Below are 13,765 nucleotides of genomic sequence, written 5' to 3'. Positions count from 1 at the left end.
CGATATTATACGGATTCTGCCAGCCGCCTTGCCCAAGTATCCACTTCTGAAATCATTTGTAAATCATTAATATCAGATGCTTCATGCTTGCTAACGACCGTTTCCAATACCCGTTCAATGTCGAGAAACGTAATTTCGCCTTTTAAAAAACGCGCCACAGCAACTTCGTTTGCAGCATTGTATACAGCAGGTGCAGATTGACCTAGCCGACCGCATTCGAAAGCCAACCTTAAACAAGGATATCTTTCAAAATCCATCTCACGAAAATTCAGCTTGCCAATCTGTGCAAGGTTCAACCTGCTAGTTGGCGTTACGTTTCGCTGCGGATAGGAAAGAGCATATTGAATGGGTACACGCATGTCAGGCATACCAAGTTGTGCAATGATGCTGTAATCGGTAAACTCCACATAAGAATGAATGATGCTCTCCGGATGAATAATGACATCTATTTGGTCGTATGTAACATCGAACAGCCATCTTGCTTCAATAACTTCCAGACCCTTATTAACCATAGTTGCTGAATCAATCGTAATTTTTGCACCCATTGACCAATTAGGATGATTAAGCGCCTCAGCGACCGTTACTCCTTCAAGCTGCTCACGCGAGCGATCACGGAAAGAACCGCCAGAAGCTGTTAAAGTAATTTGATTGATAGACTTGCGATCTTCTCCATTTAAGCATTGAAATATTGCAGAATGTTCGCTGTCAATCGGTAAGATTGATACACCGCGTTGTCTCGCACGCTCCATCACGATGTGACCAGCAGTCACAAGCGTCTCTTTATTAGCCAAACCTATCGTTTTGCCTGCATCAATAGCGGCTAATGTTGCAGGCAGACCTCTGCTGCCCACAATTGCTGTTACAACGATATCAGCGTCCGTTGCAGCAGCCACTTCAATGAGCCCCGCTTCCCCATAAACTACCTTTGTGCCAAGCGGTAAATGGGGACGTGCGGTGTCAGCGTCAGCTTTTGAAGCCAAACTCACGATTGCGGGTTTGAATTGTTTCGCCTGTTCTATAATCAAATCGACATTCGCACCTGCGGATAACCCGACAACCTGATAACGTTCAGGATCATGGGCAATAATGTCCAACGTCTGCGTTCCGATGGAACCTGTCGATCCTAATATACTTATTTTTTTCACATCTAATCCTCCTGACTTATACGGGCAGAAGCTCGGTAAGAACTAACAGCGGGAATACAATAAGCCAGCTATCACATCGATCCAGCACACCGCCATGTCCTGGCAGCAACGTACCTGTATCCTTAATATCTCTCACACGTTTGTACGCAGATTGAATCAAATCCCCGAATTGACCAGCTACAGCGGCAATTAATCCGATTAGCAGAGCTTTCGGTAATTCAATAAAATCTGGCATCGTCCATGCGAATACCGCCGATACGAGTAATGAAAGCAAAACACCGCCAAGAGCGCCTTCTATTGTTTTGTTGGGGCTGATGGAAGGCCATAGCTTTGTTTTTCCAATAGCTCGTCCTGTAAAATAAGCACCGATATCTGATGCCCAGATGCACCCAAAGGACAAAAACGTCCACAATAAACCATGCAGCTCAATGTTGCGAGCCTCACCCATCGCCGAAAAGCCATAACCTACATATAAAGCGCCTAGCAACATAAGTGCGGCGCCATCAATTGTCGTTTTATTTTTTGTAATCACGGTTAAGGCCAGCAGCAAAAATGTCAGTATCCAAATAATGGTTAGTGCGGATGGAATCACAATTCCCCATTCCGACCACGGAAGCACAAACAGTAGCACACCCGCATATCCGAGCAAAGCTGACGGATGCGACCATGCTACACCATTCATGCGCGCATATTCAGTAAATCCAATAATTGCCAATAATACGAGAAGAGTTGTAAATAACCATCCGCCGATTACTGTTATGCCTATGAAGCCTGCACCTGCTACAATTCCAGTTATTATTCGTTGTCTCAATGAAAAGTCACACTCCGTTGCTTGAAGCTACAATCCACCATATCGACGCGCGCGACGCTGATATTCCAAAATCGCTTCTTGAAAATGCGCTTCCGTAAATTCAGGCCAATACACATCCGTAAACCACAATTCACTGTAAGCAAGCTGCCACATCATAAAATTGCTTAAACGTAATTCCCCGCTCGTACGAATTAGTAAATCCGGGTCGGGCAATCCACTCGTAAGCAAACGATCCGCCATTACTTTATCATCGATATCATCAATAGCAAGATGCCCTTGCTGAACTTCTGAGGCGATATTTTTGACAGCTTCAAGCATTTCCTTACGACTTCCATAGTTTAAAGCAAAATTCAGAACAAGCCCTGTATTGTTAGCGGTCTTAATAATGGCTTCTTCAACTGCGCTGATCGTAAAAGAGGGCAAATCCTCTTTATGTCCCATCATACGCACCTGCACGTTGTTGGCAATTAGTTCTTCTAATTCAATTTCAAGAAATTGTTGTGGAAGCTTCATAAGAAAATCCACTTCAGCTTTAGGTCTCTTCCAGTTTTCCGTTGAAAACGCATATAACGTCAAATATTTGACGCCTAACCGATCCGCTGCAATCGTAATACGTTTGACCGCTTTCATGCCGGAATGATGGCCTGCCATACGTGGCAAGCCACGATCTTTAGCCCAGCGGCCATTCCCATCCATTATAATTGCAACATGCTCAGGCACATTTTCTGAGTCCACAGAATCAGTCGGCTGTAAGGACGATTTGCCTAATTTGGCCCAAAGTCGCTCGATCATCTTACTTCCTCCCAACCGAAATCAAAACCAAACCCCACCTATCGGAGGGGCCCAGAGATCATTATACTTCCATAATTTCCTTTTCTTTGACAACAAGCACTTTATCCACTTCAGCAATGAATTTATCCGTAGCTTTCTGGATATCCTCTTGGTGACCGCGGGACTCATCTTCAGAAATGGTTGTTTTCTCAAGTTTCTTCACACTGTCATTCGCATCGCGGCGAATATTGCGAATAGCTACTTTAGCTTCTTCACCAAGCTTTTTCGAAGTTTTCACAAGTTCTGCACGACGTTCCTCTGTTAGCGGCGGAATTGAGAGACGAATCGCCGTACCATCATTGGAAGGCGTCAACCCAAGATCCGATTTCATAATTGCTTTCTCGATCGCTGACATTGAAGTTTTATCCCATGGTTGGATGAACAATGTGCGGGAATCAGGAGAACTAATATTCGCAAGCTGATTAACAGGAGTCATTGACCCGTAGTATTCAACTTGAATACGGTCCAGCAATGCTGAACTTGCTTTACCTGCGCGCAATGAAGACAAATCACGTTTAAGCGCGGAAATCGCTTTATCCATACGTTCTTCAGCGTTTTTTTTCAATTCTTGTGGCATTATTTCGCACTTCCTCTCACAATCGTTCCGATTTTTTCACCCAGCACGACGCGTTTAATATTCCCTTTCTCCGTAATTGCAAATACGATGAGCGGAATATTGTTGTCCATGCAAAGTGATGCTGCGGTTGAATCCATAACTCCCAAATTGAGGTTTAGCATATCCATGTATGTAAGTTCCTCAAATTTCTCTGCTGTATTATCTTTAAATGGATCAGCGGAGTAAACGCCATCCACTTTATTTTTCGCCATTAGTATTACTTCTGCTTCGATCTCAGCCGCGCGAAGCGCTGCTGTCGTATCTGTAGAGAAAAACGGATTTCCAGTGCCGGCAGCAAAGATAACGACGCGTCCTTTTTCCAAATGACGAATGGCACGACGTCTGATGTACGGTTCAGCGATTTGTTGCATTGCGATCGATGTCTGTACACGAGTTGGTACATCGATTTGTTCAAGTGCATCTTGAAGCGCAAGTGAATTCATAAGAGTAGCAAGCATTCCCATGTAATCAGCTGTTGCACGGTCCATACCCTTTGCAGAACCTGCAATTCCACGCCAAATATTGCCGCCTCCGACAACGATAGCAACTTCTATGCCTAGTGCTACGACTTCCTTCACCTGATCAGCAATCGAAGTTATGATTGTTGATTCAATACCATAACCTTCCTGACCAGACAATGATTCACCGCTTACTTTCAAAACGATACGTTTGTACACAGGATGCTCCAACGTTAATACCTCCATCATGCACCTCAATAAATGAGGTCCTTCAAATATGTTCTAATTATACAAGCAGGCGGGGCGGACGCCCCGCCCCGCCTGTGAGTTCGGATTAATGTTTTACTTGAGCCATAACTTCTTCAACGAAGTTGTCTACTTTTTTCTCTAGGCCTTCACCAAGTTCATAACGAACAAAGCGACGGATGGTAATGTTTTCACCGATTTTGCTAATTTTCTCGTTAAGCAAAACAGAGATTGTTTTGTCTGGGTCTTTAATGAAAGATTGCTCAAGAAGACAGAACTCTTCGTAGTACTTCGAGATACGTCCTTCAACCATTTTTTCAACGATTTTTTCAGGCTTGCCTTCGTTAAGTGCTTGAGCTTTCAAAATTTCACGTTCTTTTTCTAGCTCTTCGTTTGAAACTTCATCACGGCTAACAAATTTCGGGTTAGCTGCTGCGATTTGCATAGCAACGTCTCTTGCAAATTCACGGAATTGATCCGTTTTCGCAACGAAATCCGTCTCACAGTTCACTTCAACGATTACGCCGATACGGCCGCCAGCGTGAATGTATGATTCAACTACGCCCTCAGTTGCGATACGACCAGCTTTGTTAGCTGCAGCCGCCAAACCTTTTTCACGAAGAACAGCAATTGCTTTTTCAACGTCATTGTTTGTTTCGTCCAAAGCTTTTTTACAATCGAGCATTCCAGCTCCAGTTCTTTCCCGTAGCTCTTTTACCGCGCTAGCACTAACTGCCATTGTAAGCCCTCCTATTGGTTTCACGAAGTCATTGTAGCTTCGTAAATTAAGTATTGATTTTAGTGATTTACATTCGAAAAAAGGGCAGTGAGAGGCTTATCACCATCTGACCACCCTTTGTTGACTAACTAAAGCCTTTAAATTAAGCCGTTGTTTGTTCGCCTTGGTTAGCTTCAACAATTGCATCAGCCATTTTCGACGTCAACAACTTAACGGCACGAATTGCATCATCGTTACCTGGGATTACGTAGTCAATTTCGTCTGGATCACAGTTCGTATCAACGATACCAACGATTGGGATTCCAAGTTTGCGAGCTTCTGCAACAGCAATACGCTCTTTGCGTGGGTCAATAATGAACAACGCGCTTGGCAAACCTTTCATTCCTTTGATACCGCCTAGGAATTTTTCCAAACGATCTTTTTCTTTGTTAAGAATGATAACTTCTTTCTTAGGAAGAACCTCGAAAGTACCATCCTCAGCCCATTTTTCAAGTTGTTTCAAACGATCAATACGTTTTTGAATCGTTTGGAAGTTAGTCAAAGTTCCACCCAACCAACGTTGGTTGATGTAGAAGTTGCCGCAACGTTCTGCTTCTTCTTTAACTGAATCTTGAGCTTGTTTTTTCGTACCTACGAACAGCATAGTGCCGCCGTCTGCAGCGATCGATTTAACAAAGTTGTACGCTTCGTCAACTTTCTTAACCGTTTTTTGCAAATCGATAATGTAAATCCCGTTTCTTTCTGTGAAGATATAACGATCCATCTTCGGGTTCCAACGACGAGTCTGATGACCGAAGTGTACCCCAGCTTCTAGTAGCTGTTTCATGGAAATAACCGCCATTACTCCAACACCTCCTATAATGGTTTTTTTAGTGCTCCTCCGCTAGTCGCATCTTTCGTCAAAACTCCCGCCGGGCGGAAGCACCGTTTGACAAAATTGACCTGCGTGCGTTTTTAACACCGTGAATTAATATACCACAAATACATTTTTTGTGCAACAATCGTTTCAGAAAAGATAGGTTAGTTACTATTTTTGCTATTTGTTTGTTAAACTCCTTACTTCTTCTTTCGACAGCGGCTGACTCGTAACGACTACAATCGCCTCATCAACCGTTATTTCTTCTTGAAACAAAAAATAACCGGCGCGAACCAGCTTCTTCGATTTCTTCATTTTTGATATAAATGCTGACTTATCTTCAATAATATTATTAGAAGCTAATAAATTTGCTGTTTGTGTCAAATTAGAGCCAGCCTCGATTCTAATGACATGCTTTAACGCGTGCTGCTCCTCATCTGGGGCGGCTGTAGGCGCGGACTGATCAGGCAGCACCTCGCTCGGCTGCTTCTTCACAGGTTCCGTTCTATCGGTCTTCTGAGCTTGCTGTTCCCCACTTCCGGTTTTGGTCGCCTGATCAAGTTGCAAGGAGTCTCGCTCTGCCTTAATAAAAGCATCTACTTCTAGTTGCGTGTAAAGCTTTTCATCCGTATTTTTCCCCATATTACTAAGCCTTTGTCTGCTCTGTTCGCCAGATAACATGAGTTGGAACAACAAGGCTCCTAGTATAATACCTGCGCCTAGACCGATTAGAAACACTCGATTTTTAAGCATGGGCGGCTTCCTCCTGCTTAGCGAGTTGAATAATTAACTGAACCTCACCTTTATTCATGCCTAGTTTTTTGGAGATCGCTTCAATCGACTTTCCTTGCTCATAGAGCATAAATAAATCCTTATACCTAGCCTGGATCGTATTCATTGGAACTGCAGGTTCAATAATAGGTGCTACAATTTCAACATCTATTATTTCCGGTTTCTTTGTCTCTATAATCTCAGCTTGGGATGGAGTGTTTATTGGCCGCACAAGTGAGGATGTGGAAAGTGTCTTTTCCAGCTGCTCTGTTAGCTGTTCGCATTTCTTCTCCAGCTCTGCTATACGTTGTTCCTTACGCTCAGCATCCAGTTTGGATTCTTGCTGAGCATTTCGAACAAGAAGCACGAGCTCCTCATTGTCCTTCTCCATATTTTCCATAAACTGCTCCAGCGCGGATTCCATGTTTTGCATCGTTTCCGGAGGCAGTGGTGTATGCTGCTTCTTGCGAGGCATTACAGAGGCACCAACAATAACAACCGCTCCTAGTAATACGATATATTGCAAATATGGCTGCATCGTTCATAGCCTGCCTTTCTCTTCATGCCTTCTATTTATAATTTCATATCGAATCTAAGCCCTTTATAGGGGTGAGGAGGAGCTTGCTCTTGTTCATCAATCTCAGAAGGTGATTCTGAACGCTTTCGTCTTGCCTTTTGATAGGCGTTCCCTTGACTGCCTTCTTGATCGCTTCGAATATGTGCTCCGTTTGATTGCTCAACAGCTGTATTTTTACTACGCAGATTCTCTGTTAGTTTAGAAGTTTGGTCAGCCAGCATATTCTGGTCTGCTGCAGGCTTATGCATAGCTTGTCCATGCTTTCCGCTGAATTCTTGCGTGCGTGGTACAGACATTTGCAAATCAATGGATTTGAACGTCATAGCTGCTCCCCCTTTGCGCTATTCTTCTATTAAATAGTGTATGGGACTAAGACGATGTCCCCTTCGGAATAGCGGAAGGAAACACGCTGTGAAGAATCCTTCACAAACTTGGTGTACCTACCAATTACAATTTTAGTGCCGCCAAATACAATATTCGAAACATCGATTTTCGAACGTTCATTGTTTTCCAGCGTTTTTTCGATCTCAAGAATGCGGCTCTTCATCACTTCATTCTCAAGCAGCGTTTGACGCTTTGTCGTGGTTAGCTTTATTCGCAATGCCAGCTTTTCTGGAGATAATTTTCCAGTCACTGCAAGTTGATTCAAAATAACGAGTGCCTTATCTGTTTTGTCTATATTATCCATATTCTGCTTGAGATTTGTTCTTAACGCTAGCAGTTCCGAACGATATTCTGGATTCACGCCTACTTCAACAATCGTCGCTGTTGACATGGAATTTCCAATTGTACGAGCACTCACCAAATCACCCGCTTGAATAGTTCCGCCAACGATCAATCCTCTAGCTCCCGAGCAAATGACATTCTTCCCCGCTCTAACATGTGAATGCATAATGCTTTGAGAGACAAGCACCTCTTCGCCAGCCATTACATTAGCTTCTTGAATGAATGAGCTGCGAACGTTACGCTCAGCTTTGACGAACCCTTTATTTCCGCCCAGAATTCCACCTGTTATTTCTACGGAGCCTTCTGATTCGATCTCAGCCCCTTCGACTCCGCCAATGACTCGAATATCACCTGATGCTTTGACTCTGAAACCGCTAAGAACATTTCCTCTAATGACTACGGTTCCGACAAAATCAATATTTCCAACACTGTAATCTACATCACCGTTAACCTCATAGACTGGGAACACATTAATCTTTTCTTTATCCGTAAGCGAAATCAAGCCATCTATGGCCGAGTACATCGCTGTTTGTTCATTATTCAATACCACATTTTTGCCAACTTTAAATCTAACACTTTTGCCAAGCTTAGGAGAAATCTCTTCTCCCGTCACTGCTCTCCCACTCGGTCCTAATTCAGGATCAATACGCTCAGCAATCAATTGACCGCGCTTGACGTTCTTTAACTGAACGACTTCCTTGAAGTCAACCTTCCCATCCTTCAGCTCTATTGGCGCATTATTATTTTTGTTCATATCATAAACAAGCTTTACATACCCATCTTTACCTTGAGCAGGTGACTGTCCTTGTGCCACTAGAGTTTGCTCTTTATAATATGCGAGAGGATTAGTGCCAATCTGACTCAGAACTTCTTTACGAAGGCCAAAAACGATCCCCTTGCTATGCAAGAATCGCTCAAGCTCATCGCCGTTACATTCGAATTCGTCCGAAATTCTGCTAAATGTCAAGAAGGCTGACAACTTGTCCGCAGATGTCTGTATGCGTAGGTATGATTCCAATTGAAGATTTTCCACGTAACTCCCTCCTTTGAAGTTTAATGCTGCATAAGTTGATCTTTATTCTTAGCCAAAGCTCCTCGCAGCCGCAAAATCGCTTTTGAGTGGAGCTGGGATATTCTCGACGGTGATAGTGACATTACTTCAGCAATCTCACTTAATGATAATTCCTCATAATAGAAAAGCGAAACGACTGTCCGTTCCTTTTCTGTAAGCTTTTCAATCCCTTTAACCAATGATTCCTTCAAATAAAACTCGTGAACCTTATGATCCGGATTTTTTGCTTTATCATCAACTAATAATGACATTCTAGTTTCCGATTCCTCTTCTCGAATCGGATCCTCCAAAGAGCATACCGTTGTTACCGATATATCTTGCAGCATATTAATAAATTCTTTCTCAGATATTTCAAGATAACTGCTAATTTCTGCATCGCTTACCGATCGTAAATATTGCTGCTCTAAATGTTGGTATGCTTCTTCCACTCTTTTCGCTTTCTCTCGAACGGATCTAGGGACCCAGTCCCCTTGTCTTAAGCCATCTATAATAGCACCGCGAATGCGCCAAGAAGCATACGTTTCAAATTGCAATCCGCGGCCGTAATCAAATTTCTCGATAGCATCAATTAGCCCCATCACACCATTGCTTGCGAGATCATCTCTTATGACGTTTTTCGGAAGACCGATTGCCATTCGATTTGTTACATAATCAACAAGCGGCAAATATTGTTCAATGAGCTTCTTTTTTGCTTCCAAATCGCCTTGTTCTCTCCAGGCTTGCCACATCTGCAAGTTTGTCAAATGAGGGGTTTTCTGCTCAATCATCGACTCACTCTCCTGTCAGGTGACGAATGGCTTTAACCAATTCTTCAGGCTGTGTATTTTTTGTGTTTAATAATTGTGGAGGACTTAATGGACGAAATCCGTCGGCATCATTTTTACTTTTTTCATTAGATGGATTTATCGCACCATCCTGAAGCTGTGATTTCAGCAGTTCATTAATATCCACTGACTCGTCAGGTGTCTGTAAGTCTAGTTGAGTTCCTTTACCTTCCTCATCTTCAATTTCATTGCCTATAAGTGAAGGAGGCTGAAGGATGTATGCTAATATTACCCGTACTCCATACGCAAGAACAAAGAAAGCGATGAAAGCATACATACCTCTTAGCAGCATAACAGTAATCGGATTATTACCGATCGAGAAAGCTACCGTAAGCACGGTGCCGAAAAATCCAAATACGACATTCCATCGCCATGTTCCTAACATTTTAAATCTCCTTTGTTCCAAATTGCACACTTCTTATTGATAGAATTCCGCTAACACTATCAAACTCAATCGTTCTGCCATAGCTTCCGCCCGTATCTTGAGAAATAATCGGAATTTTAAATCTACGAAGCATTTCAGTACAAGATTCTACGTTACGTGGACCTATTCTAAGAGAATCACTATGACCAGTCATAGCAAACATTTGAGCTCCGCCAGCCATCTTTGCTTTCATACGCTCGATCTGTGCACCAGCTGCTATCATCTGATCAAGCAGCTCCGGAATCGCGGTATCCGCATATTTAGCCAAATTAATTTTTGTCTCTCGGGCAATATCTGAAGAAGGCAGCATGACATGTGCCATACCTGCAATTTTTCGAGTTGGATCATACAAGGTAAGTCCAACACAAGATCCTAAACCGGTCGTTTTGAGTATCGCTCCATCTGTTGCAATATTTAAATCTGCCATGCCTACTTTGACCAAGTTTTGTTGTATCATTCGCTAACGACTCCCAAAGCCCTGAAGATCTTCTCAAACGACTCTGGGTCTGGTATGAGGAAAAAATGTCCTTCAAGCGACTGACAATCCTCTAAAAAGGTCGTTTCGATTAATAGGGCAGAATCCCCCATCTCTCCGTATTGCATTAAACCGTAACTAAGTACGGCTCCTGCCATGTCTACTGCTATAGCAGGAACGGTTGGGGCCATTGCTAAATGGGTAAAATCAGCTAATGAAGATAAGTAAGAGCCTGCCAAAATATTGCCTATCTCGCAAAGCGCTGACAGCTCCATTTCAGAATAACCGTCTTGCTCTTCGATATTTATGCTTAGCAGTTGACGCAATAATCGCCTCGCTGAATCTTCCTCCATGATGAAAAACATATTGCCAGGAGCTTCTCCTTCCACTCGAAGAAACACAGCTATGACGATTTTCTCTGAACCGCCTACTCGTTCTGCAACTTCTTCAAATGGAAGTAAGCTTACTTTTGGCACTGCCATATCAACAGGTTTATCAAGCAAACACGATAATGCAGTAGCAGCATTGCCTGCTCCGATATTGCCGACTTCTTTCAATATATCAAGCTCGAATGCTTCAAAGCGGCTAAAAAGGGTCACTTGTTATACCTCAAGCTGCTCAATTTGCATAATTTCGCTCTTGTTCAAAACCTCGGACAAATTCAGCATGATGAGAAGTCGACCTTCACCAAGCTTAGCAATGCCCCTTAGGTATTTAGCTTTAATGCCTCCAACAATTTCAGGAGGTAAATCGATTGTATCTGTATCAATATCGATAACATCATTTGCAGCGTCCACTATGAATCCAACTTCAATGTCTGCTACAGAAACAACGATAATTCTCGAATTCTCCGTAGTTGTTGTTTCGGGAAGATTAAATCTGCCCCTTAAGTCAATAACAGGAACGACAATACCCCGAAGATTAATGACCCCTTTAATAAAAATAGCTGTTTTTGGGACGCGTGTAATTGGAGACAATCTTTCAATCGTGCGGACCTTATCTACTTCGATTCCATACTCTTCGTTGCCAAGCGCAAACACGATAACTTTTAATTCTTCTCCCATCATAAAAACCTCCCTATTTGATAAGTGCATTCGGATCGATAATCAATGCAACATAACCATCGCCAAGAATCGTTGCGCCGGAAATCGCACTAATATTAGTTAAATATTTGCCCAGCGTTTTTAGAACGATTTCACTTTGACCAATAAATTCATCGACCATCACAGCAGCCCACTTCTCACCTTTGCGAACGACTACAATTTCGGTTTCCTGCTCGTCATTTTCATTAAAATCAGGCGAATCAAGCACTTTGCTTAACGAAACTAGAGGAATAATGGTATTTCTAAAATCTATCATTTTGTTACCATGAACATGAAGAATTTGTTCCTTGCGGATTATGCCGGTTTCTACGATTGAAGATAATGGTATTGCATATTTCTCAGAACCTAGCTTTATAAGCATCGCGGAAATAATAGAAAGGGTAAGCGGCAATTGAACGGAGAACTTCGTCCCTTTACCGAATGCAGAATCTATCGTAACGTTTCCACCCAAAGAAGTAATTTTGGATCGAACAACGTCAAGCCCAACGCCTCGGCCTGAAATATCCGAAATTTTGTCTGCCGTACTGAATCCAGCTGCAAAGATAAGCATATTGATTTCTTGTGGCGTCATCAGTTTAGCTTGCTCTGCAGTGACGACATTATTTTTAATTGCAGTTTTTAGTACACGCTCGTGGTTAATACCGCGGCCATCTTCTTCAACTTCAATGAAGACGTGATTTCCGCTATGATAGGCGCGTAAGTTAATTGTGCCAGTTTCTGACTTGCCTGCAGCTATTCGCTCATCTACCGTTTCGATTCCATGGTCTACAGAATTACGTAATAAATGGACAAGTGGATCTCCGATTTCATCAATAACGGTACGATCAAGTTCTGTTTCTGCTCCCGTAATAACAAGATCAATCTTCTTGTCCAGCGATTTAGCCAAATCTCGAATCATACGAGGGAAACGATTGAATACTGAATCAACAGGCACCATGCGAAGCTTAAGCACTATGCTTTGCAAATCTGAGCTAACACGTGTCATATGCTCAACGGTTTCAGTTAAATCAGTCCGTTTAATCTCACTGGAAAGCTGTTCCAGTCTCACTCGATCAATGAGTAACTCACTGAATAAGTTCATTAATGTATCAAGTCTCTCGATATCAACACGAATGGTTCTGGATACGTTAGCAGGCGCGCTCGGCGAAGCAGGAGCTTGTCCTTTTGCAGCTTGATCCGGTGCTTCTTGCTTTGTAGGAAGCGGTTCTGCAGCCTGCACTTCCTCGACAACTTCTACTGCTGCAGCGGCATTAGATTGACTTAACACAGCCAAAGACTCTTCGTCCAAAGACGTTACCACAGCCGATTCAATCTCGGAAATGTTAAGAAGTTGTGTTTGCAGATCCTCCTGTTGTAAGCGGGAAATAGCAAACACAGAAAAGGTGAAATCGAATTTATCTTGTTCAATATCCTGAACCGATGGATCGGATTTGATAACTTCGCCATTGCGCTCAAGCAATTCAAATACCATATAAGCGCGAACTGCTTTCAATAAGCAATTATCGCGAATCGCGATTTGAACATGAAAAACGTTGTGGCCGGTTTCTATCGATTGCAGCAAGATTGAAGATTGAAACTCATCTAGCAGCACCGAAGCTGAAATACTTGTAGTCGATTCTGCAGGTACATTAGCTGCTACCGTAGGAGCTGTGCTCGCTTTACTAGCGCTATAATCGTTTTTCAATATGACCTGTAAAGAGTCAACAATTGAGGTGACATTTGCTTTCCCAGTACCTCCTCCAACGATGTCCTGAACCATCGCTTCAAGTGCGTCTAACCCCTTGAACAAGGTGTCAAAAATAAAGCTGTCCATTTTGAGCTTACTGTTGCGAACGAGATCTAGAACATTTTCCATTTCATGCGTCAGAGCCGCCAAATCTTCAAAACCCATGGTTGCTGACATACCTTTAAGTGTGTGAGCTGAACGGAAAATATTTTGAACGATACTAAGTTCCTCAGGCTCGCTTTCCAGACGAAGTAAGTTTTCATTCAAGGATTGCAGGTGATCATTAGATTCATCGATAAACATCGATAAATAGGCATTCATATCCATTTCCTAGCACCTCCTGTTAGTATGGTGAAGCCACTCTA

General features: G+C 42.8%; 17 protein-coding genes. All 17 read right to left on the bottom strand.

The features are described 5' to 3' along the window. Window positions 1–5: 5 nt before the first annotated feature. Window positions 6–1,145 carry a 1-deoxy-D-xylulose-5-phosphate reductoisomerase gene (locus tag AC0YN6_RS01670; protein ID WP_475744628.1) on the bottom strand — a complete coding sequence of 380 codons (1,140 nt, stop codon included), beginning with the start codon at window positions 1,143–1,145 and terminating at the stop codon, window positions 6–8. Between the two features lie 16 nt (window positions 1,146–1,161). Continuing rightward, window positions 1,162–1,956 (bottom strand): phosphatidate cytidylyltransferase, encoded by a 795-nt coding sequence (locus AC0YN6_RS01665; RefSeq protein WP_475744626.1) that lies wholly within the window; start codon window positions 1,954–1,956, stop codon window positions 1,162–1,164. 27 nt (window positions 1,957–1,983) lie between these two features. Further along, on the bottom strand, window positions 1,984–2,748 hold the full coding sequence (locus AC0YN6_RS01660) for an isoprenyl transferase (protein ID WP_475744624.1): 765 nt from the start codon (window positions 2,746–2,748) through the stop codon (window positions 1,984–1,986). 61 nt (window positions 2,749–2,809) lie between these two features. After that, the gene (frr, locus tag AC0YN6_RS01655; RefSeq protein ID WP_475744622.1) at window positions 2,810–3,364 is read right to left on the bottom strand and encodes a ribosome recycling factor; all 555 of its coding nucleotides are present in this window, start codon (window positions 3,362–3,364) and stop codon (window positions 2,810–2,812) included. Beyond that, window positions 3,364–4,092 (bottom strand): UMP kinase, encoded by a 729-nt coding sequence (gene pyrH / locus AC0YN6_RS01650; RefSeq protein WP_475744620.1) that lies wholly within the window; start codon window positions 4,090–4,092, stop codon window positions 3,364–3,366. Before pyrH ends, frr begins: the two co-directional genes overlap by 1 nt. A gap of 103 nt (window positions 4,093–4,195) precedes the next feature. Then, window positions 4,196–4,846, bottom strand: a complete 651-nt coding sequence (gene tsf / locus AC0YN6_RS01645; RefSeq protein WP_475744618.1) for a translation elongation factor Ts — start codon at window positions 4,844–4,846, stop codon at window positions 4,196–4,198. A gap of 142 nt (window positions 4,847–4,988) precedes the next feature. Continuing rightward, window positions 4,989–5,687: a 30S ribosomal protein S2 gene (rpsB, locus tag AC0YN6_RS01640; RefSeq protein ID WP_054028957.1), complete on the bottom strand. Its 699-nt coding sequence runs from the start codon at window positions 5,685–5,687 to the stop codon at window positions 4,989–4,991. Between the two features lie 195 nt (window positions 5,688–5,882). Then, entirely contained in the window at window positions 5,883–6,455 is a 573-nt protein-coding gene (locus AC0YN6_RS01635) for a hypothetical protein (protein ID WP_475744616.1), read from the bottom strand. Beyond that, entirely contained in the window at window positions 6,448–7,011 is a 564-nt protein-coding gene (locus tag AC0YN6_RS01630) for a hypothetical protein (RefSeq protein ID WP_475744615.1), read from the bottom strand. Before AC0YN6_RS01630 ends, AC0YN6_RS01635 begins: the two co-directional genes overlap by 8 nt. A gap of 35 nt (window positions 7,012–7,046) precedes the next feature. After that, a complete protein-coding gene (locus tag AC0YN6_RS01625; protein WP_475744614.1) occupies window positions 7,047–7,373 on the bottom strand; it encodes a hypothetical protein in 327 nt (108 codons plus the stop codon). Window positions 7,374–7,402: 29 nt separating this feature from the next. Beyond that, window positions 7,403–8,809, bottom strand: coding sequence for a DUF342 domain-containing protein (locus AC0YN6_RS01620; RefSeq protein WP_475744613.1), 1,407 nt, complete (start codon window positions 8,807–8,809; stop codon window positions 7,403–7,405). Between the two features lie 20 nt (window positions 8,810–8,829). Further along, entirely contained in the window at window positions 8,830–9,615 is a 786-nt protein-coding gene (locus AC0YN6_RS01615) for a FliA/WhiG family RNA polymerase sigma factor (RefSeq protein WP_475744611.1), read from the bottom strand. 4 nt (window positions 9,616–9,619) lie between these two features. Beyond that, window positions 9,620–10,057: a hypothetical protein gene (locus AC0YN6_RS01610; protein ID WP_475744610.1), complete on the bottom strand. Its 438-nt coding sequence runs from the start codon at window positions 10,055–10,057 to the stop codon at window positions 9,620–9,622. Window position 10,058: 1 nt separating this feature from the next. After that, window positions 10,059–10,553: a chemotaxis protein CheD gene (locus AC0YN6_RS01605; RefSeq protein WP_475744608.1), complete on the bottom strand. Its 495-nt coding sequence runs from the start codon at window positions 10,551–10,553 to the stop codon at window positions 10,059–10,061. Continuing rightward, complete coding sequence (locus AC0YN6_RS01600) at window positions 10,550–11,170, bottom strand: chemotaxis protein CheC (protein WP_475744607.1); 621 nt, start codon at window positions 11,168–11,170, stop codon at window positions 10,550–10,552. Before AC0YN6_RS01600 ends, AC0YN6_RS01605 begins: the two co-directional genes overlap by 4 nt. 3 nt (window positions 11,171–11,173) lie before the next feature. Next, window positions 11,174–11,635, bottom strand: coding sequence for a chemotaxis protein CheW (locus AC0YN6_RS01595; RefSeq protein ID WP_475745504.1), 462 nt, complete (start codon window positions 11,633–11,635; stop codon window positions 11,174–11,176). 13 nt (window positions 11,636–11,648) lie between these two features. Next, on the bottom strand, window positions 11,649–13,727 hold the full coding sequence (locus AC0YN6_RS01590) for a chemotaxis protein CheW (RefSeq protein ID WP_475744606.1): 2,079 nt from the start codon (window positions 13,725–13,727) through the stop codon (window positions 11,649–11,651). Window positions 13,728–13,765: the final 38 nt, after the last annotated feature.

The organism is Paenibacillus sp. J22P15, from assembly GCF_056269345.1.
Note: the sequence above shows the minus strand (reverse complement) of the source record. Positions and strands in the feature narration are given on the sequence as shown.

Coding starts and splice junctions, on each gene's coding strand:
- AC0YN6_RS01605 (WP_475744608.1), bottom strand. CDS start 10,553: ATGATACAACAAAACTTGGTCAAAGTAGGCATGGCAGATTTAAATATT.
- AC0YN6_RS01590 (WP_475744606.1), bottom strand. CDS start 13,727: ATGGATATGAATGCCTATTTATCGATGTTTATCGATGAATCTAATGAT.
- AC0YN6_RS01625 (WP_475744614.1), bottom strand. CDS start 7,373: ATGACGTTCAAATCCATTGATTTGCAAATGTCTGTACCACGCACGCAA.
- tsf (WP_475744618.1), bottom strand. CDS start 4,846: ATGGCAGTTAGTGCTAGCGCGGTAAAAGAGCTACGGGAAAGAACTGGA.
- AC0YN6_RS01660 (WP_475744624.1), bottom strand. CDS start 2,748: ATGATCGAGCGACTTTGGGCCAAATTAGGCAAATCGTCCTTACAGCCG.
- AC0YN6_RS01630 (WP_475744615.1), bottom strand. CDS start 7,011: ATGCAGCCATATTTGCAATATATCGTATTACTAGGAGCGGTTGTTATT.
- frr (WP_475744622.1), bottom strand. CDS start 3,364: ATGCCACAAGAATTGAAAAAAAACGCTGAAGAACGTATGGATAAAGCG.
- AC0YN6_RS01635 (WP_475744616.1), bottom strand. CDS start 6,455: ATGCTTAAAAATCGAGTGTTTCTAATCGGTCTAGGCGCAGGTATTATA.
- rpsB (WP_054028957.1), bottom strand. CDS start 5,687: ATGGCGGTTATTTCCATGAAACAGCTACTAGAAGCTGGGGTACACTTC.
- AC0YN6_RS01610 (WP_475744610.1), bottom strand. CDS start 10,057: ATGTTAGGAACATGGCGATGGAATGTCGTATTTGGATTTTTCGGCACC.
- AC0YN6_RS01595 (WP_475745504.1), bottom strand. CDS start 11,635: ATGGGAGAAGAATTAAAAGTTATCGTGTTTGCGCTTGGCAACGAAGAG.
- AC0YN6_RS01615 (WP_475744611.1), bottom strand. CDS start 9,615: ATGATTGAGCAGAAAACCCCTCATTTGACAAACTTGCAGATGTGGCAA.